General features: G+C 66.8%; 16 protein-coding genes. 10 read left to right on the top strand and 6 right to left on the bottom strand.

What is annotated here, in order from left to right:
• The first annotated feature begins 76 nt into the window (after positions 1–76).
• Genes cobG through cobJ form a run of 4 tightly spaced genes read left to right on the top strand, consistent with a single transcriptional unit; the run spans position 77 to position 3,519 of the window.
• Positions 77–1,342 (top strand): precorrin-3B synthase, encoded by a 1,266-nt coding sequence (gene cobG / locus WH265_RS15740; protein ID WP_339558894.1) that lies wholly within the window; start codon positions 77–79, stop codon positions 1,340–1,342.
• Positions 1,342–1,971, top strand: coding sequence for a precorrin-8X methylmutase (locus tag WH265_RS15735; RefSeq protein WP_116927860.1), 630 nt, complete (start codon positions 1,342–1,344; stop codon positions 1,969–1,971). Before cobG ends, WH265_RS15735 begins: the two co-directional genes overlap by 1 nt.
• On the top strand, positions 1,961–2,722 hold the full coding sequence (gene cobI, locus WH265_RS15730) for a precorrin-2 C(20)-methyltransferase (protein ID WP_339558893.1): 762 nt from the start codon (positions 1,961–1,963) through the stop codon (positions 2,720–2,722). Before WH265_RS15735 ends, cobI begins: the two co-directional genes overlap by 11 nt.
• Positions 2,716–3,519, top strand: a complete 804-nt coding sequence (gene cobJ / locus WH265_RS15725) for a precorrin-3B C(17)-methyltransferase (RefSeq protein WP_339558892.1) — start codon at positions 2,716–2,718, stop codon at positions 3,517–3,519. Before cobI ends, cobJ begins: the two co-directional genes overlap by 7 nt.
• Here the strand turns inward: cobJ and WH265_RS15720 are convergent.
• Positions 3,489–4,247, bottom strand: coding sequence for a cobalt-precorrin-6A reductase (locus WH265_RS15720; protein ID WP_339558891.1), 759 nt, complete (start codon positions 4,245–4,247; stop codon positions 3,489–3,491). The genes cobJ and WH265_RS15720 overlap by 31 nt on opposite strands.
• On the opposite strand from WH265_RS15720, the gene cbiE reads away from it, so the two are divergent.
• The 4 genes from cbiE to cobF are packed head-to-tail and all read left to right on the top strand — an operon-like array spanning position 4,246 to position 7,605.
• Positions 4,246–5,439: a precorrin-6y C5,15-methyltransferase (decarboxylating) subunit CbiE gene (cbiE, locus tag WH265_RS15715; protein ID WP_339558890.1), complete on the top strand. Its 1,194-nt coding sequence runs from the start codon at positions 4,246–4,248 to the stop codon at positions 5,437–5,439. The genes WH265_RS15720 and cbiE overlap by 2 nt on opposite strands.
• A complete protein-coding gene (locus WH265_RS15710; protein ID WP_339558889.1) occupies positions 5,436–5,915 on the top strand; it encodes a cobalamin biosynthesis protein in 480 nt (159 codons plus the stop codon). Before cbiE ends, WH265_RS15710 begins: the two co-directional genes overlap by 4 nt.
• Positions 5,912–6,760: a precorrin-4 C(11)-methyltransferase gene (gene cobM / locus WH265_RS15705; protein WP_339558888.1), complete on the top strand. Its 849-nt coding sequence runs from the start codon at positions 5,912–5,914 to the stop codon at positions 6,758–6,760. Before WH265_RS15710 ends, cobM begins: the two co-directional genes overlap by 4 nt.
• Complete coding sequence (cobF, locus tag WH265_RS15700) at positions 6,757–7,605, top strand: precorrin-6A synthase (deacetylating) (RefSeq protein WP_339558887.1); 849 nt, start codon at positions 6,757–6,759, stop codon at positions 7,603–7,605. The genes cobM and cobF overlap by 4 nt, the downstream gene beginning before the upstream one ends.
• On the opposite strand, the gene WH265_RS15695 is transcribed toward cobF, so the two are convergent.
• The 5 genes from WH265_RS15695 to kdpF all read right to left on the bottom strand — a co-directional run bounded on the left by WH265_RS15695 (position 7,562) and on the right by kdpF (position 15,068).
• Positions 7,562–10,252 (bottom strand): sensor histidine kinase KdpD, encoded by a 2,691-nt coding sequence (locus WH265_RS15695; protein WP_339558886.1) that lies wholly within the window; start codon positions 10,250–10,252, stop codon positions 7,562–7,564. The genes cobF and WH265_RS15695 overlap by 44 nt on opposite strands.
• A 25-nt stretch (positions 10,253–10,277) precedes the next feature.
• On the bottom strand, positions 10,278–12,365 hold the full coding sequence (gene kdpB / locus WH265_RS15690) for a potassium-transporting ATPase subunit KdpB (protein WP_339558885.1): 2,088 nt from the start codon (positions 12,363–12,365) through the stop codon (positions 10,278–10,280).
• Positions 12,362–13,060, bottom strand: a complete 699-nt coding sequence (gene kdpC / locus WH265_RS15685) for a potassium-transporting ATPase subunit KdpC (protein WP_339558884.1) — start codon at positions 13,058–13,060, stop codon at positions 12,362–12,364. Before kdpC ends, kdpB begins: the two co-directional genes overlap by 4 nt.
• 80 nt (positions 13,061–13,140) lie before the next feature.
• A complete protein-coding gene (gene kdpA, locus WH265_RS15680; RefSeq protein ID WP_339558883.1) occupies positions 13,141–14,850 on the bottom strand; it encodes a potassium-transporting ATPase subunit KdpA in 1,710 nt (569 codons plus the stop codon).
• A 122-nt stretch (positions 14,851–14,972) separates the two neighbouring features.
• Positions 14,973–15,068, bottom strand: coding sequence for a K(+)-transporting ATPase subunit F (gene kdpF, locus WH265_RS15675; RefSeq protein ID WP_027010947.1), 96 nt, complete (start codon positions 15,066–15,068; stop codon positions 14,973–14,975).
• A gap of 353 nt (positions 15,069–15,421) precedes the next feature.
• Here kdpF and WH265_RS15670 point away from each other — a divergent pair, with 353 nt between their 5' ends.
• Positions 15,422–17,047 (top strand): peptide chain release factor 3, encoded by a 1,626-nt coding sequence (locus WH265_RS15670; RefSeq protein WP_116926707.1) that lies wholly within the window; start codon positions 15,422–15,424, stop codon positions 17,045–17,047.
• A gap of 570 nt (positions 17,048–17,617) precedes the next feature.
• Positions 17,618–19,726, top strand: a complete 2,109-nt coding sequence (locus tag WH265_RS15665) for a DUF7657 domain-containing protein (protein ID WP_339558882.1) — start codon at positions 17,618–17,620, stop codon at positions 19,724–19,726.
• Positions 19,727–19,825 lie beyond the last annotated feature (99 nt).

Here is a 19,825-nt window from a genome sequence, read left to right as displayed (position 1 = left end):
CCTGCTGCCCGGCGGCAAGCGGGCACTTCGCTACACTTCAGCACCCCGGCATTGCGACTGCGCTGCCGCCTGCTCCATGTTTGCCACCCCACCCTCTCCCCTTCCACAGACCCAAGGCTGGTGCCCTGGCGCCTGGCAGCCCATGGCTTCTGGCGATGGGCTGGTGGTGCGGGTGCGCCCACCGCTGGGCAGGTTGTCGGCCGCGCAGGCGCTGCGCTTGGCCGAGCTGGCCAGCGAGCATGGCGCCGGCCTGCTGGAGCTCACCAGCCGCGCCAATATCCAGCTGCGCGGTGTCGCCCCCAATCAGCACGGCGCGCTGCTGGCGGCCCTGGCCGCCCAGGGCCTGCTCGATGGCGATGCCCGCCAGGAGCAGCTGCGCAACCTGGTCATCGACCCGCTGAGCCAGCCCGCTGACGGCGTGCTCGCACTGGCCGAGCCCTTGCAGCAGGCGCTGCTGGCCGATACCGCGCTGGAGGGCCTGCCCGCCAAGTTTGGCGTCTCGCTGGCCAGCGGCCGCCATGGCGGCCTGGCCGAGGTCGCGGCCGATGTGCAATTGGTTCGCGATGGCGCCCAAGGCTGGCTGCTGCAGGTACCCGGCTACCCCATCGCCTGGCAGGCAGACACCCCCCTACTCAGCGTGCAAGCCGCCCTGGCGCTGGCCCGCTGGTGCGCGGCGCAGGCGCGCGCGCGGCGTGCGGCCGGCGAACACCCCGGCCGCCTGCCCCAGCTGCTGCGCCAGGCGCAAGCCAAGCCAGGCGCGCAGCCACCGCTGGCCTTGCCCGCTGGCCTGCATGAAGCGCCCCCTTACCTGCCCGCAGCGAGCCAGCCAAAACCGGGCTGGCAGTGCGGTCTTGGCCTGTTGGTGGCCGCTCCGCTGGGCCGGGTCGCTGCCAGTGCGCTGGCGCGCCTGGCACGCAGCGGCATCATGGGCCTGCGGCTGACACCCTGGCGCATGCTGCTGGTCGAAGGCCTTGCGCCCCAGGGCATGCCAGGGGCGGGCTTGAACGAGCACGAACACTGGATCTGCGATCCGCAAGATGCGCGGCTGCGCGTCTCGGCCTGCAGCGGCGCGCCTGGTTGCCGCCAAGCCTTGGCCCCCACGCAGGATCTGGCGCTGGCCCTGGCCCCCCATGTGCCCGAGGGCGCCCACCTGCATGTCTCGGGCTGCAGCAAAGGCTGCGCACGCCAGCTGCCCGCCAGCGTCACTTTGGTGGCCCAAGCGGGCAGCGAAGGCCCCCTGTTTGGACTCGCCCGCCATGCCACGGCCCAGGCCGTCCCCGATTCCCGCTGGAGCGAGCGCAGTCTGCGCGACAATCCCGGGCTGTTGTTTGAAGAAATGTAATGGTTCATACCTACGAAACCAATGGCGCCGAGATCTACCGGCAGTCCTTCGCCACCATTCGCCGCGAGGCCGATCTGCAGCGCTTCACCCCCGGTGAGGAGCGCGTGGCGGTGCGCATGATCCATGCCGCCGGCATGGTGGAGCTGGCCGCGCATGTGCAGTTTTCCGCCGGTGCGGTCGCCGCAGGCCAGCGCGCGCTGGAGGCCGGCGCGCCCGTGCTCTGCGATGTGCGCATGGTCAGCGAAGGCATTACCCGCTCGCGCCTCCCCGCTGGCAACCCGGTGATCTGCACCTTGCACGAGCCCGCTGTGGCCGAGCTGGCGCAGCAAATGAACAATACCCGCAGCGCTGCGGCGCTGGAGCTGTGGCGCCCGCACCTGGCCGGCGCCGTAGTGGCGATTGGCAATGCGCCGACCGCCCTCTTTCACCTGCTCAACATGCTGCAGGACCCGAGCTGCCCCCGCCCTGCGGCCATCATTGGCTTTCCGGTCGGTTTTATCGGCGCGGCCGAGTCCAAAGAGGCGCTGATGCAGGACCTGCCAGTGCCGGCGATGATCGTACGCGGGCGCCTGGGCGGCTCGGCGATGACCGTGGCCGCCGTCAACGCCATGGCCAGCCATGTTGAATAAGACCAGCGTCGCCGCACCGGGCATCATCTGCGTGGGCCTGGGCCCGGGCGACCCCGAACTGATGAGCATCAAGGCCGACCGCCTGGTGCGCGGCGCCCGTCATGTGGCCTTTTTCCGCAAGAAAGGCCGGCCCGGCAAGGCGCGCCAGCTGGTCGAGGGCATGCTCAGCGTCCAGGCCGCCGAGTACCCGATGGAGTACCCGGTGACCACCGAAATCCCGGTGGACAGCCCCGCCTATGTGCAGCAGCTGGCCCAGTTCTACGACGACTGGTGCCTGCGTCTGGCCGCGCTGGCCCGGCAGGAACAGGTCATCGTGCTCTGCGAAGGCGACCCCTTTCTCTACGGCTCCTTCATGCACCTCTACACCCGGCTGCGCGCAAGGGGCGATGTGGACCTGCAGGTGGTCCCCGGCATCCCCGGCATGGTGGGCTGCTGGCATGCCACCGGTGAGCCCATCACCTGGGGCGACGATGTGCTGAGCGTGATGACCGGCACCCTGTCTGAAGACGAGCTAGTGCGCCGCATGGACACGGCCGATGCGCTGGTGGTGATGAAGGTGGGCCGCAACCTGCCGCGCATCCGCCGCGCGCTCGCCCGCGCGGGCCGCGCCGACGCCGCCTGGCTGGTGCAAAACGGCACCACCGAGCAGCAGCAGGTGGCGCGCCTCAGCGACGTGGGCGACGAAGTCTGCCCCTATTTCGCGATCGTGCTGGTGCATGGCCAGGGCCGCCGCCCGGAGGCCGCATGGTAAGCAACGGCCAGCTGACCATTGCCGGCCTGGGCCCCGGCGACCTGGACCAGATCACGCCTGCGGTGCTGCAGGCCTTGCTGGCGGCCGACGCGGTTGTGGGCTACTTCCCCTATGTGGCGCGTGCGCAGGCCTTGCTGGCGCAAAGCGCGCCGGCTGGCAGCCGCGAGCCGCAGTGGCTGGCCTCGGACAACCGGGTGGAGCTCGACCGCGCCAGGCAAGCGCTGGAGTTGGCCGCCCAGGGCCGGCAGGTCGTCGTGGTGTCGTCTGGCGATCCGGGCGTGTTCGCCATGGCATCGGCAGTGTTTGAAGCCATCGAAAGCGCCGAGGAACCGCAGGCACAGGACTGGCTGGCGCTGGACGTGCAGGTCTTGCCCGGCGTTACCGCGATGCTCGCCGCCGCCGCCCGCGCAGGCGCGCCGCTGGGCCATGATTTTTGCTGTATCAATCTGTCGGACAACCTCAAGCCCTGGCCGGTGATTGCCCGCCGGGTGGAGCTGGCGGCCGAAGCCGATTTTGCGATGGCCTTTTACAACCCGCGCTCGCACAGCCGGCCGCAAGGCTTTATCCGCCTGCTGGAGCTGCTGCGCAGGCATTGCGAGCCCGAGCGCCTGCTGATTTTTGCCCGCGCCGTCTCTACGCCCGAGGAATCGCTGCAGGTCTGCAGCCTGGCCGAAGCCCAGCCCGAGATGGCCGACATGCGCACCGTCGTGCTGGTGGGCAATAGCCTCACCCGCCGCGTGGGGCGCTACGCCTATACGCCACGCTACTACGGCGCAGTGGATGGCAAGGCGCCATGACGGAGCCAATGCATGACCGCCGCCACGCTGTCGGTACGCGGCCGCAGCGGCAGTGCCGGGCGCTGCACCATCAGGACCGGCAGACCCAGCGCACGGGCGGCATCGATCTTGCCGCGCGTGGCCGATCCACCGGCATTCTTGGCCACCAGCCAGGCGATGCCGTGCTGCTGCAGCAAGGCCAGGTCGTCCTGCATGCCAAAGGGGCCCCGGCCCAGCACCACGGTGTGCCGGGGCAGCGGCAAGCTGCCGGGCACAGGTGCATCGACCAGGCGCAGCAGGTAGTGGTGCTGCGGGTAGGCGGCAAAGGCATCGAGCTGTTTGCGCCCCACGGCCAGAAACACCCGGCTGGGTGCCTGGGGCAGCGCGCTGGCGGCATCGGCCATGCTGGCGACCTCGGTCCAGCTATCGCCGGGCTGCGCCTGCCAGGGCGCGCGCTCCAGCGCCAGCAAGGGCGTGCCGGTAGCGGCGCAGGCCGCGCAGGCATGGCGGCTCATCTGCGCGGCAAAGGGATGGGTGGCATCCAGCACATGGCTGATGCCCTGGGCGCGGATAAAGGCGGCCAGGCCTTCGGGCCCGCCAAAGCCGCCGCTGCGCGTGGGCAGCGGCTGGGCCAGTGGTTGCTGGGTGACGCCGGCATACGAGAAGCAGGCGCGCACCCCCGCCTGGTGCAGGGCCTGGGCCAACTCGCTGGCGCCGCTGGTGCCGCCCAGCAGGAGAACATGCGTCATGGCTGATCCGTGGTTGACATTGATAGGGTTGAACGAGGATGGATTGTCAGGCCTGAGCGCTGCGGCCAAAGACGCATTGGACCAGGCCGAGCTGGTATTTGGCGGCCCCCGCCATCTGCAGCTGGCCGCCATCGATGCGCGTGGCCGCCCCTGGCCCCAGCCTTTTGATGTGGCCCCGGTGCTGGCCGCGCGCGGCCGGCGGGTGGTGGTGCTGGCCTCGGGCGACCCCTTCTGGCATGGCGTGGGCGGCAGCCTGGCGGCGCACTTGTCGCCTGAGGAATGGCGCTGCCATGCCCAGCCCTCGACTTTTTCACTGGTTGCCGCCCGCCTGGGCTGGCGGCTGGAAGCCTGCGACTGCCTGGGTCTGCATGCCAGCCCGATTGCGCAGTTGCTGCCCCGCCTGGCGCCTGGCCGCCAGCTGATCACCCTGCTGCGCGATGGCGCGGCCGTCGTGCAGCTGGCCGATTGGCTCAGCCACGAAGGCTGGGGCCAGAGCCCCTTGTGGGTGATGGAAGCGGTGGGCGGCCCGCGCGAGCGCTGCCGCATGCTGCGCGCCGATACGGCAGCCGCTGCGCTGCAGGCCGATCCGGCGCAGGCGCCGGTGACCGTCGCCTTGATCGCCCAAGGCGGCGCTGCGCTGCCAGCGGTGCCCGGCAGGCCCGACGACTGGTATGCCCACGATGGCCAGATCACCAAGGCGCCTGCGCGCGCGCTGACCCTGGCCACCCTGGCCCCCCGGCCGGGCGAGCGGCTCTGGGACATTGGCGGCGGCTCGGGCTCGGTGGCCGTCGAATGGTGCCTGGCCGGAGGCCTCGCCACCAGCATTGAGCAGCATGCCGCGCGCGTGGCCAATATCCGCAGCAATGCCGCGCGCTTTGGTCTGCAGGCCCGCATGCAGGTGGTGCACGGCCTGGCGCCGGAAGCTTTGCAGGACCTGCCCGCACCCCAGGCCATCTTTGTTGGCGGCGGTTTTGATGCGGCGCTGTTTGCGGCATTGCGCGCCCACATGCCGCCCGGCTGCCGCCTGGTGGTAAATGCGGTGACTTTGGAGACCCAGGCGCTGTTGGTGCAGCTGCATGGCGAGCAGGGCGGCCAGCTGCTGCAGCTGGAGCTATCCAGCGCGGCAGCGCTGGGCCGCATGCGCAGCTGGAAGGCCGCACGCCCGCTGGTGCAATGGAGCTGGCAGGCATGACCGGGCCAGCGCCGCACCGCTGCGTGGTGCTGGGGCTGGGCTTGCGCGCGCAGGCCCAGGCGGCAGACCTGCAGGCGCTGTGGCTGCAGGCCCGGCAGCAGCAGCCTGCGCTGGCCGAATTTTGCGCAGTGGCGGTGCTGCAAGGCAAGGAGCAGCGGCCCGCGCTGCAGCAGTGGGCCGCGCAGCTGCCTTTTGCGGTGGCGATGGTGGCGGTGGCGCAAGAGGCCCTGCCCGCGCAGCCGGTGGTCACGCAGTCGCCGCGCCTATTGGCGCGTTATGGCACCGGCAGCGTGGCCGAGGCCGTGGCCCTGTCTGCGGCCGCGCCCGCGCCCCGCTTGCTGCTGGCCCGCCTGGTGGCGGGCGATGGCAGCGCCACCCTGGCTGCCGCGCGACGCGCGCGCGGCAGCACCCCCTATTGTTGTCTGGCAGCGGGCCTGCGCCCGGCTGATCCACAAACCCAAGGAGTTACGGCATGACCGTGCATTTCATCGGCGCCGGCCCCGGCGCTGCCGACCTGATCACCGTGCGCGGCCGCGATCGGATGGCCCGTTGCCCCGTTTGCCTCTATGCGGGCTCGCTGATTCCGCGCGAGCTGCTGGCCCATTGCCCGCCCGGCGCGCGCATTGTCAACACCGCATCGATGAGCCTGGACGAGATCATCGAAGAGATTCGCGCCGCCGATGCGCAGGGCCAGGATGTGGCGCGCCTGCATTCGGGCGATCTGTCGGTCTGGTCGGCCATGGGCGAGCAGCTGCGCCGCCTGCGCGCACTGGGCATTGCCTACAGCGTGACGCCGGGCGTGCCCTCGTTTGCCGCGGCTGCCGCCACCCTGGGCGCCGAATTGACCTTGCCGGGCCTGTGCCAGTCGGTGGTGCTGACGCGCACCTCGGGCCGCGCCACTGCGATGCCCGAGGGCGAGCAGCTGGCCGCCTTTGCCGCGACTGGCGCGGTGCTGGCGATCCATTTGTCCATCCATGTGGCCGAGAAAGTGCAAAGCGAGCTGCTGCCGCACTATGGCGCCGACTGCCCGGCCGCCATCGTCTGGCGCGCCAGCTGGCCCGATGAAACCGTTGTACGCACCACTGTCGGCCAACTGGCCCAGGCCGTGGCCGCCAGCATGGAGCGCACCGCCATCATCCTGGTGGGCCGCAGCATCAGCGCCGAGGACTTTGGCGAAAGCCGCCTCTACGCCACCGACTACGACCGCCGCTACCGGCCCCAGGGCACCGAGCCGCGCTTTCCGGCGCCGCAGGCTGCGGTGGATACCGCCACCGACCGGCCGCTGGCAGCCGCGCCCGCGAACAGCGAAGGCCAGGCATGAGCAGCAGCTTGCCGCTGGTCGCGCTGAGCCTGATCGGCATTGGCACCGGCAACCCAGACCACCTGACGCGCCAGGCCATCGCCGCAATGAATGCGGCCGACCTGCTGCTGCTGCCCCACAAGGGCGAGGACAAGGCTGAGCTGGCAGCCCTGCGCCAGGCGCTCTGCGATGCCGTGCTGCAGCAGCCCGCTCCGCAGACCGCCGGCTTTGACATGCCCGAGCGCCGCAGCCAAGGCGATGACTACCTGAACCAGGTCGATGAATGGCATGCCGCCATCACCCTGCGCTGGCAAGCCGCGATTGCGCAGGCGCTGGAGAACGGCTTGAAGCCGCGTGCGGATAACGGCGTGCTGCAGGTGGCGCTGCTGGTCTGGGGCGATCCATCGCTCTACGACAGCACCCTGCGCATTGCTGCACGCATGCAGCCCGCGCCGCAGCAGGTCACGGTCATCGCAGGCATCACCTCGATGCAGGCACTCACGGCCGCGCATGCGATCGCCGTCAATGACATTGGCCAGCCCTTTACCGTCACCACCGGCCGCCAGCTGCGCGAGCAAGGCTGGCCAGCCGGGGTGGACACGCTGGTGGTGATGCTGGACGGCCAGTGCAGCTTTCGCAGCCTGCCGGCGGCGCAGGCCCGTGGTGTCTACATCTGGTGGGGCGCCTACCTGGGCATGGCCCAGCAGTGCCTGGCACACGGCCCGCTGGCCGAGACAGCCGAGCGCATTGTGGCCACACGCGCCGCTGCACGCGCGGCGCATGGCTGGATCATGGATATCTATCTGCTGCGCCGCATGCCACTCAATCCAGCGCCGGCTGAGGCAGCACCGGCAGCGCCAGGCTGAACACGGCCCCCGGCCCGGGCTCGGCCGCGGCGGCATCCAGATGGCCGCCATGGGCCTGCACAATGCGCTGGGCCAGCGCCAGGCCCAGGCCAATGCCGGAGATACTGGACTCGGCATGGCCCCGGCTGAAGGGCGCAAACAGCTGCTCGGGCGCCAGGTGCGCGGGCAGGCCCGGCCCGCTGTCCTGCACGCGCAAGAGCAGCTGGTCGCGCTCCACCTGCGCCGTCACCCGCACGGCGGTGCCCACGGGGGTGTATTTGCTGGCGTTGTCCAGCAGGTTGACGAGCACCCGCTCCATCATCGCCGCATCAATCCACAGCAGCGGTAAATCGGCCGGTAGCTGCAGCTGCACCGGGTGATCGGCCAGGCGGCCGCCCAGCTGGCGCAAGGCACTGCCCACCAGCTCATCGACAGGGATCCAGGCGCGCTGCAGGTGCACGCCATCCTGCTGCAGCCGGGCCATGGCCAGCAGGTTGTCCACCAGCTGCTGCAAGGCCTGGGCCTGGTTGCGGATTTGCACCAGCATGTCTTGCGCCGGGCCAGGCGGCGCATGCGGCAGGCCCGCCTGGGCGGCACCCAGGATGCTGGTGAGCGGCGTGCGCAAGTCATGCGACACCGACGACAGCAAGGTGTTGCGCATGCGCTCGCCCTCCATCGCCACCTGGGTCTGCTGGGCCACCTCGACAAAATGCACGCGCTCGAGCGCCAGCGCAATCTGGCTGGCACAGGCATCCAGCAGGCGCCGCTCCTCGGGCACGCGCAAGCGCTCGGGTGTGCGCAGCTGCAGCACCAGCACGCCGCGCGCCCGCACCGGCGCCATCAGCGGCACATACAGCGCGTCCGACGCGGCCAGGGTGTCCGTACCCCGGCCCGCCATCTGGCTGTGCTCCATGCTCCAGCGGCCCACGCTGGCGTCAATCGCCGCCTCGCTGCCGGGCGCCACATGCAGCTGCTCTTGCGCATCGGGCAGCAGCAGGCCGGTGCGCGCATCGAACACGCCCGAGACCGTCGTCAGCGCCGTCTGCACCACCTGCGCCTGTGTGAGCGCCCCCGACAGATCACGGGCCAGGCGCGCCAGCGCGCCGGCGCGGCGTTCGCGCTCGGCTGCCACCCGGGCCTCATGCCGCAGCCGCGCCATCAGCTGGCCGCAGACCAGGGCCACGCCCAGCATCAGGCAGAAGGTGAAGATGTACTGGGTGTCATTCACGCCAAAGGAGTTGCGCGGCGGTACAAAGCAAAAATCAAACAGCAGCACCGATAAGAGCGCCGCCCAGGCGCCCGGCCCCCGGCCCCAGCGCAAGGCCGACAGCACGACCACCAGCAAAAACAGCATCACCACATTGGCAGGGTCAAACACCTGCAGCAGCGCCTGCGCCAGCAGCGCGGCCGCACCGCAGGCCAGGCTCGCGCCCAGGTAGCCGCGCCAGGGCCAGGGCGCCTCCCGCGCCGGCGCGGGTTCGGGCCGGTTGCGCGGCCGGGGCACGGACAGCAGCAGCACGTCGAGCCCCGGGTCCAGCCGAGCAATCTGCTCGGGCAGGCCGGACGGCGCCCAGGGCCACCAGCGCATCGCCGTTGGCGGCACGCGGGCGAGCACCAGGTGGCTGGCATTGCGCTCGCGCGCAAAATCGACCAGCGCAGCGGCGACCTGGGCTCCGGGGATCGTCGCGGTATCGGCCCCCAGGCGCGCGGCCAGCGCCAGGGTTTTGAGCACGGCCTGCTGCGACTGCGCCGAGCGGTGCTGGCGCGCGGGCGCATCCACATAGACCACCATCCAGTCGGCCTCCAGGCGCCGGGCCAGGCGCGCTACCTGGCGCACCAAGGCATCGTCCCCCGCCTGACCGCCTACGGCGACCAGCAGACGCTCACGCGTGGGCCAGACATCGCCGATGGAGCGCTCGCGCCGGTAGTCGCGCATGTCCTCATCAACGCGGTCGGCCGTACGGCGCAGCGCCAGCTCGCGCAGGGCCAGCAGGTTGCCCAGGCGGAAGAAATGGTGCGAGGCCCGCTCGGCCTGCTCCAGCGGGTAGATCTTGCCGGCCTTGAGGCGCTTGAGCAGCTCCTCGGGCGGCAGGTCGACAACGATGACCTCGCTGGCATCGTCAAAGATGTGGTCGGGCACGGTCTCATGCACCTGGATGCCGACAATGCCGCCCACCACATCGTTGAGGCTCTCCAGATGCTGCACATTGAGCGTCGTCCAGACATCGATGCCGGCATCGAGCAACTCCTGCACATCCTGCCAGCGCTTGGGGTGGCGCGAGCCGGGCGCATTGCTGTGGGCCAGCTCGTCCAGCAGCAGCACTTGCGGGTGGCGTGCCAGCGCCGCATCCAGGTCAAAGGCCTCGCGCTGGCGGCCCTGGTGGGGCAACAGGCGGCGCGGCAGCAGCTCCAGGCCATGGAGCTGCTGCACGGTCTCGGCCCGGTCATGGGTTTCCACCAGTCCCACCAGCACCTGGCGGCCGGCCTGGCGCTCGCGCTGCGCCGCTGCCAGCATCGCATAGGTCTTGCCCACCCCGGCATTGGAGCCAAAATAGATGCGCAGCTTGCCGCGGGCCGCTTGCTGCTGGTCGGCCTTGAGCTGGGCGACCAACGCGTCCGGGTCGGGCCGGGCGGCAGGTGCGCTGGGGGTGTTGCTGGGGTGGGGCATGGTGGCGCTATTGTGGGGCAAGCGCTTAGACCAGGCCTGTTGCGGTCAGCAGCATGTCGATCAGCTTGATGCCCACAAACGGCACCAGCAAACCACCCAGACCGTAGACCAGCAGATTGCGGCGCAGCAACGCAGCCGCGCCCACCGCCCGGTAGCGCACGCCGTGCAAGGCCAGCGGCACCAGCGCGATGATGATCAGCGCGTTGAAGATGACGGCGCTCAGAATGGCGGAATCGGCGCTGTGCAAGCCCATGATGTTGAGCGAGGCCAGCTGCGGGTAGGTGGCGACAAAGGCGGCCGGGATGATGGCAAAGTACTTGGCCACATCGTTGGCAATGCTGAAGGTGGTGAGTGCGCCGCGCGTCATCAGCATCTGCTTGCCGGTCTCCACCACCTCGATGAGCTTGGTGGGGTTGCTGTCCAGGTCCACCATGTTGGCCGCTTCCTTGGCGGCCTGCGTGCCGCTGTTCATCGCGACCGCCACATCGGCCTGGGCCAGTGCGGGTGCATCGTTGGTGCCGTCGCCCGTCATCGCCACCAAACGGCCTGCGGCCTGGTGGCTGCGGATCAGCTGCAGCTTGTCCTCGGGCCGGGCCTCGGCCAGGTAGTCGTCCACCCCCGCCTCGGCGGCAATGGCAGCGGCGGTCAGCGGGTTGTCGCCGGTGACCATCACGGTCTGGATACCCATACGGCGCAGCTGTGCAAAGCGCTCGCGCATGCCGGGTTTGACGACATCCTTGAGCTCAATCACGCCCAGCACCCGCGCACCATCGGCGACGACCAGCGGCGTGCTGCCCTTGCGCGAGACGCTCTCCACCGCCAGCTGCACCGCCTGCGGAAACTGCCCACCCAGCGACTCGACATGGCGGCGCAGCGCATCGGCCGCGCCTTTGCGCAGGCTGCGCGGGCCTGTGGCGCCAGCCAGGTCCAGGCCGCTCATGCGGGTCTGGGCGGTAAAGGGCACCGGCTGGGCCTGGGCGGGGTCGAGCACAGCGGGGCTCAGCCCATGGCGCTCCTGGGCCAGTGCCACCACGCTGCGGCCTTCGGGGGTGTCATCGGCCAGCGACGACAGCTGAGCGGCTTCGGCCAGCTGCGCGGCGCTCACGCCAGGCGCTGGCAAGAATTCGCTCGCCTGGCGGTTGCCCAAGGTGATGGTGCCGGTCTTGTCCAGCAGCAGCACATCCACATCGCCTGCGGCCTCCACCGCGCGGCCCGAGGTGGCAATCACATTGGCCTGCATCATGCGCCCCATGCCGGCCACGCCGATCGCAGACAGCAAGCCGCCGATGGTGGTCGGGATCAGGCAAACCAGCAGCGCCACCAGCACGGCCACGCTGACGGCGCTGCCGCTGCCCGATTGCGCCACCGCAAACACCGAGAACGGCCAGAGCGTGACGATGACCATCAGGAACACCAAGGTGAGCCCCACCAGCAAGATGCCCAGCGCCAGCTCGTTGGGGGTCTTCTGGCGCTTGGCCGATTCGACCATGGAGATCATGCGGTCCAGAAACGACTCGCCCGGGTTCACCGTGACCTCGACCACCAGCCAGTCGGACAGCACGCGCGTGCCACCGGTGACCGACGAGAAATCGCCACCGGCCTCGCGCACCACAGGGGCCGATTCGCCGGTGATGGCGCTCTCATCGACCGAGGCCACGCCTTCGACCACGGTGCCGTCGAGCGCAATCACATCGCCCGCCTCCACCAGCAAGAACGTGCCCTTGCTCAGGCTGCTGGCGGGCTGGGCCGTCCAGGCGGCGCCATGCTGCGCTTGCTGCAGCACCTTGGCGACCGTGTCGCGCTTCATGCCGCGCAGGCTGGCGGCCTGGGCGCGGCTGCGGCCTTCGGCCAGCGCCTCGGCAAAGTTGGCAAACAGCACGGTGAACCACAGCCAGCCGGCAATGGCCAACGTAAAACCGCTGCCCTCCTGCGCCATGAACAGCGCTTGCAGCCACAGCAGGCTGGTGAGCCAGGCACCCAGGTAGACCACAAACATGACCGGGTTGGTCCATTGCAGGCGGGGCGAGAGTTTGCGCAGTGCATCCCAGGCGGCGGCCTGCAGCAGCGCCAGATCGCCGAGGCCAGCGGATGCCGTCCGTTTTTTCGTGTTCATGGTTGGCTCCGGGTTGGCAGAGCATCCAGCGCCATATTGAGCGCCAGCACGTTCACGCGCGGCTCACCAAGCAGGTAGCCGGTGCGCTGCTGCGTGGCCTGGTCCAGCAACTGCTGCACCTGGGCGGGGGGCAATTGCCGCTCGCGCGCCACGCGGGCCAGCTGCAGCTGGGCATTGGCGACCGAGATATGCGGATCCAGGCCCGATGCCGATGCGGTGACCGCATCAACCGGCACGGCGGCATCGGCCGCCAGGCCATTGGTACTGCGGTACTGCGCCACGCGCTCGGCCACGCTATCGGCCAGCCCCTGGCTGCTGACGCCCTGGTTGCTGGCGCCGGACAAGCCGGCGTTGTAGGGCGCAGCGATGCTGGCCCCGTCCTGCTTGGGGTCGGGTGCCGTCGTGGCGCTGGGCCGGCCATGGAAGTAGCGGGCGCTGTCAAAGTACTGGCCGATCAGGACCGAGCCCACGATCTGGCCATTGCGCAGCACCAGCGAGCCATTGGCGGCATGGGGCAGCAGCGCCTGGGCGACGCCCGTGGTCGCCAGCGGGTAGGCCACGCCGCAGAGCAGCAGCACCAGCACGGCGGCGCGGGCACTGCTGCCCAAGGTGCGGCCCCAGCCTGCGGCGGCGGGGGCGGCGGCCTGCTGCGCAGGCAGCGCGGGCAGGCGTTTATCGGAATCAAGGCTTGTCATGGTTTTCTCCTGCGGGCACGGCCTGGCCGTGCCCCGGTTCGCTTCACATCAGTTGCAAGTTCGGTTCAAAAGGTGGGGGCTCATGGGTAGAGCTGCCCCGCCAGCATCTGCAGGTGCTCGACGACCGGGCCCAGTGCCAGCGCTGGCAGAAAGGTGAGGCCACCGACAACCAGCACCACAAACACCAGCAATCCAGTGAACAGCGGCGTGGCAGTGGGGAAGGTGCCGGCACCGGCGGGCACGCTGGCCTTGCTGGCCATGCTGCCGGCCACAGCCAGCAGCGGCAGCAAGGTCAGGTAGCGGCCCATCAGCATCGCCAGGCCGATGGTGGTGTTGAAGAAGGGCGTGTTGGCATTGAGGCCCGCAAAGGCCGAGCCGTTGTTGGCGGTGGCCGAGGCATAGGCGTACAAGATTTCTGAGAAGCCATGCGGGCCCCGGTTGTTCAGGCTGTCGGCAGCGCCCGGCCAGAGCATGGCCAGCGCCGTCCAGCCCAGAATGCAGGCCGGGTGGGCCAGCACGGAGAGCATCACCAGCTTGATCTCGCGCACCTCGATCTTCTTGCCCAGGAACTCAGGTGTGCGCCCGATCATCATCCCGGCCAGGAACACCGTCAGGATGGCGTACTGCAGCAGGTTGATGAGGCCCACGCCATCGCCGCCAAACACGCAGTTGAGCATCATCAGCGCCAGGGGCGTGATGCTGCCCAGCGGGGTGAGCGAGTCATGCATGGCGTTGACCGAGCCGGTGGTGGCCGCCGTGGTGGCCGTCACAAACAAGGCGGTATCGGTGATGCCAAAGCGCAGCTCCTTGCCTTCCATATTGCCGCCCGCTTGGGTGGCGCTCCATTGCTGGTCGGCACCGGCGCGGGCCAGCAGGCTGCTGCCGTTTTGCTCGCCCGTCCAGACCAGGGCCAGAAAGCCCAGGAAGATGACCAGGCTCGCCCCAAAGAACACCCAGCCCTGGCGCCGCTTGAGCAGCATGGCGCCCAGCGCATAGGTCATGCCCGCCGGGATCAGCAGCATCGCCAGGATGTGCAGCATATTGGTGAGCGGCGTGGGGTTCTCAAAAGGATGGGCCGCATTCATGCTGAAGAAGCCGCCGCCATTCGTGCCCAGGTGCTTGATGCTCTCCAGGCTGGCGACCGGCCCCATCAGCAGCTGCTGGATGCGGCCGCCATCGATGCTGTGGGCCAGCACCTCGGTGCCCAGGGTTTGGGGCACGCCTTGCCAGACATAGACCAGCGCCAGCAGCAGCGACAGCGGCAGCAGCACGCGCCAGAGCATGCGCACAAAGTCCACCCAGTAGTTGCCAATGTCCTGGCTGCCTGCACGGGCCAGCCCACGCACAAAACCGGCCGCGGCTGCCAGGCCGGCGGCCGAGCCAGCAAACATCAGGCCGGTGATCACAACCATCTGCGTGGCATTGCTCAGGCTGCTTTCGCCCGCATAGGCCTGCCAGTTGGTGTTGGTGATGAAGGAGGCGGCGGTGTTGAACGCCAGATCCGGCGTCTGCGCGGCATTCTGCAGCGGGTTGAGCGGCAGCAAACCCTGCAGCCGCAGCAGCAGGTAGCCCAGCAGCATCAGCAGGCCATTGCTGAGCACCAGCACCGCGCCATAGCGCTGCCAGCCCATGCGCTCTTGCGGATCCACGCCGATGGCGGCGTAGGTCCAGCGCTCCAGCCGGCTGTCGTGCGGGCTGGTAAAGCAGCGTGCCAGCCACCATCCCATAGGGATGGTGAGCAGCACCAGCACCGCCACAAAGGCGGCATATTCGATCCAGACTAAACCCATGTCAGCCCCCGTTCAGATGCGCACCAAGGCGCGAACAAAGCCCAGCAGGCCGACAAAACAGGCCAGCGTGAGTGCGACGAATACCAGGTCTTGCAGCATGTACATGGCCCTCTCCCCTTTTTTCAGAATTTTTCGGGCCGCAGCAGCGCGTAACCCAGATAGACAAACAGCGCAGCACTGACCAGCGCGGCCAGCACCTCCACTCCATGGATCCACATGGTCTTCTCCTCATACACTGCAGCCAGGCCGCCCAATTCGGCCCCGCGCAGCGTGGTGTTGCACAGGCAAAACGCCTGCAGTGGAGCCAATGTAGGTTTGCGCGCATCAAGCAGGCGCTGAGAATGCGCGGCGGGATATCAAGATGGCATCAAGATGGCCGAGAGAAGGGGTGGCTAAGCCCGGGTGACGCGGCTGTGCCGCTGCGGCGGCCTGGGCAAAGGCGCTGGCGCCCTGCCTGCCCAAGCCCGGGTAAAACGCTTTCCGTTAAAATGCCCGCAGTCCCAGCCAGCACCTGCTGGCTTTGTTTTTTGGCAGCCCAGTCCCGGGTCTGCGCCCTTTGCTCTTCCGTACTGTGTCCTACGCTCCCGAAACCCAACGCCGCCGCACCTTTGCGATCATCTCCCACCCGGACGCGGGTAAGACCACCCTGACCGAAAAGCTGCTGCTGTTCTCCGGTGCGATCCAGATCGCGGGCGCGGTGAAGGGCCGCAAGGCCTCGCGCCACGCCACCTCGGACTGGATGGAGATTGAAAAGCAGCGCGGTATTTCGGTGGCCTCGTCGGTGATGCAGATGAGCTACCGCGACCATGTCATCAACCTGCTCGACACCCCCGGCCACAAGGACTTCTCGGAGGACACCTACCGGGTGCTGACCGCCGTGGACTCGGCGCTGATGGTGATTGATGCGGCCAACGGTGTGGAATCGCAGACCCGCCGCCTGATCGAGGTCTGCCGCCAGCGCGATACGCCCATCATCACCTTCGTCAACAAGATGGACCGCGAAGTGCGCGATCCGCTGGACATCATGGATGAGGTCGAGCGCGAGCTGGGCATGCCCTGCTGCCCCATCACCTGGCCCGTGGGCCAGGGCAAGAGCTTTGGCGGCATCATCAACCTGCTGACCCAAAGCATGACCGTGTTCGCGCCAGGCAGCGACCGCGGCCCCAAGGATTTTGAAGTCATCCCGCTGAGCGAGGCCGACAAGCTGCGCAGCCGCTTTGGCCAGGCCTTTGACGATGCGCTCGATTCGATGGAACTGGCCCAGGGCGCCTCTGCCGAATGGAACCATGCCGACTTCCTGGCCGGCAAGCTGACCCCGGTGTTCTTCGGCTCCGGTGTGAACAACTTCGGTGTGATGGAAGTGCTCGACGCCGTGGTGGACATGTCGCCACCGCCCGGCCCGCGCATCGCCTACACCGAGGTCAACCGCAACCGCGAAGAAAAAACCATCCACCCGGAAGACAGCAGCTTCTCGGGCGTGGTGTTCAAGGTGCAGGCCAACATGGACAGCAACCACCGCGACCGCATCGCCTTTGTGCGCGTGGCCTCGGGCAAGTACACCCCCGGCATGAAGATGAAGGTGCAGCGCACCGCCAAGGAGCTGCGTCCCACCAGCGTGGTGACCTTCATGAGCCAGCGCCGCGAAGCGGTGGACGAGGCCTATGCCGGCGACATCATCGGCTTTACCACGCACGGCGGCGTGCAGCTGGGCGACACCATCACCGATGGGCCCAACCTGCAGTTCACCGGCCTGCCGTTCTTCGCGCCAGAAATGTTTATGACCGTGGTGCTGAAGAACCCGCTGCGCACCAAGCAGTTGCAGCAAGGTCTGATGCAGCTGGGCGAAGAAGGCGCCATCCAGGTCTTCAAGCCTGATGCCGGCGGCAATATGCTGCTGGGCGCCGTGGGCCAGCTGCAGTTTGAAGTGGTGCAGCACCGCCTGAAGACCGAGTACGACTGCGAAGTGCGCCTGGAAGGCTGCCAGTACACCGGCGCCCGCTGGATCACCGCCGATACCCCCGCCGAGCTGCGCGAGTTTGAACACGCCTACCCGCTGCGCCTGGCGCATGACGCGGCCAATACCCTGGCGTATCTGTGCACCAGCCCCTATGACGTGCGCCTGGCGCAGGAGCGTTTTCCGAAGATCCACTTCCATCCGCTGCGCGAGCATGCGGGGTTGGAATTGCAGACCTCTTGACGCATCAAGCCAGTAGCCTGGCAGACCTGTCTCCTCATTCCGGGCGTCTCCAGGAGAGGAGCATGGCGACTGCCACATGGACTGGCAGTGATCGATGCACAAGCGATTGCCGCAGATCAAAGCGAGTCTTTGCTGAATCTGGGGTGAATGCGACGAATATGCAACAGATAGCAGATCTTTGCCACCACATGGGCCCTTGCATGCAGCCATGGCCCATCGTGGCTTTTCCTTTGGCCGGGGGTGGCCCGTGCTGTCACCATTTTCTCCTGCAACGTGGGATGCATGGCTCTTCCTAATACGCCTGCAGGCTCCCCCCGGTGAGTCATTTTGTGACCAATGCAGCGATGTATTGGCATCTCGGCGTCACGGTGACCACTAGAATCTGGCAGCACAGTGGCTGCAGCATTCACTCAGAAATAGGGCTTTGACGCCCCGAGGACGCACACCGGACTGCCTCCGGCTGTGGTGTATCAGCCTGCGCTTTTGCAATATTTTTAATGATTACAGCTTGACCGCGCGATGCATCCGTATCGTTTGAGGCCGTGATTTTTCTGGGGGATTTTGATGCGAATGAGCAGCTGGCGTTGGGCTTGTTTGGGTTTATGGCTGGTAGCTGCCTTGGTGTACATCGGCAACACCTGGTCGCCGTCCTCTTATGCATTCACACTGAAGACGCACTACGGTTACCAGGATATTGAGCCCACACTCGGTAAGGCGAGATCCATCCGTGCGGATGAGTGGGCCGTGGTAACGCCGCTGACGCAAGCGACCGTGCGCAATCATTTCGAGCGCTATAACAAAACTTCGCTCTACCAAGAAGACTTGCGCATCAACTATGGCCTACCCATCGCAGACTGGGGCATGGCATTCAAGCCCACGATGTGGCTCTACGGGCTGGTGAACCCGGCGTATGCGTATTCATTCCACTGGTTTGCCATTTTTGCACTCTTCATCACCGGCTACGCCTTCCTCTTCAGACAATTTGGCGCCAGCAATACCACGGCTATGCTGCTGTCGTTTGGCCTATATTTCACTGGATTCAGCCAGTTTTGGTGGAATGAGAAAGGCCCGATCATTGCGATATTCCCATGGGTCATCATGCCCTTTTGGCTGAATTTACGCTTGCACTGGCAGCTCATCTGGTTTTATTACGCGGCAGTCTTCTGGCTGCTGACCAACTTCTACCCCCCCGTTCAAATTTCACTCGCCTTTGTGGGTCTGGTGCTATTGGTCGCCGGCAAGCCCCGACTCTTTCAGCCTCGCACCCTTGTCTGGGTGGCCCTTGCCGCAGCCTTGGCCGCCGGCACGGCAGGGCTGTATCTCTATGACTATCTTTCTGCCACCAGTGCCACCATTTATCCTGGAAGCCGTCACTCCATGGGCGGAGGGGTCAGCGATCGCTTCATGCTCTCGTGGATCTTTCCGTCGGTCAATTTCAGCTGGGTGTACAACAGCCTGATTGGCCTCAACATGAGCGAGATCGGAACCGTGGGGATGTACTACTACGTCGCTGTGCTGTTCTTTCTCGATTACCGCAATATTGGTTTGCTGTGGAGGGATACCAGCAAGCGCAGAATGTTCCTTGTATTGCTCGCAGGGTTCATGGTGCAGTTTGTCTGGATGGTTCTGCCGATCCCTTCCGTATTTGGCAAAGTACTGCTCTGGGACCACGTGGAGCCAGCACGCATGCAGTATGCAAGCGGCGTGCTGTTGACGATCATCGTTTTGTACGCAGCCAATGTGCTGGGTTTGGCCTTATCGCTTGGCCGATTGCTTGCACTCAGCGCCTTCGTCGTCGCGGGCTGGTGGATCTTCAAGCATCCGCTAGGACCCAAGCGGGCCGAAGATCTGTTTTTTCTGTTTCCGCTGATCGTGCTGTACTTGCTTGCACGCAAGCGCAAAGTTCAGAGCCATGAAGCGTTGGCGCTGGCCTCCCTGGTGTTTGGAGCGGTTCTGTTTGGGCGCTTCAACCCTTTGCAGTCAGCCTGGCCCATCTTCAACCTCCAACCCAATGCAGTGGTCAAATACTTGCAAGAGCAAGAAAAGAAAAACGATGGCGTTCTGGTATTCCCGCACCTGCATGCGGCAACAGCCAATGGCCTGGGGTTTCGCTCCCTCAGCCATACAAATGCCGTGCCACCGATGGCATTTTGGGACCAGCACTTTGCAGATATTCCAGCACAAGAGCGCAACCTGATCTTCAACCGCTACGCGCATGTGTCTCCAGATCTAATGCCCGGCCCACGCCTCCAGCAAACCGATGGCGTGCAGGTGCCCATGGACCGTTTTCTCAAGGTCGCCCATGCTGATGTGGTGACCCGCTTCCCCGAAGGCCTTCCGCAAGAAGGAGGCTTCGACCTCAATAAGCAATACCCCAACGCCTTGGTGCTGCATGGTTGGGCTGGCTGGACCAGTGACCCCGATGCGCATGGACTGGAGATCATGACTCGGCCACCCACCGAAGATGTGGTGGAGCTGACACCCATGGTTCGCTCTGACCTGCCGTTGAACACCCAACAGAGAATCTCAGCGCTCAATGGCTTTAAAGTCATGATCCCGCATGCAGATGCCTCGCCGCCCCAGTGCATCACCCTGATATCGCTGGACAAACGCACGGGTGAACGAAAACTGCTCAACAATCCAGCCGGCTTGCCCATGTGTCAACCAGAAACTCCATGATTGCCAACACTGGCGCTGGCCTGAAAAGCGTGCTGCACCTTCCAGCGTTTTTCAGATTGTGATATTTCACTTGATAGAATGAGCCGCCAATACCGGCAG

The sequence above is a fragment of the Comamonas sp. MYb396 genome, from assembly GCF_037479555.1.
GTDB lineage: Bacteria > Pseudomonadota > Gammaproteobacteria > Burkholderiales > Burkholderiaceae_C > Comamonas.
This window is presented reverse-complemented; position numbering and strand designations above follow the sequence as displayed.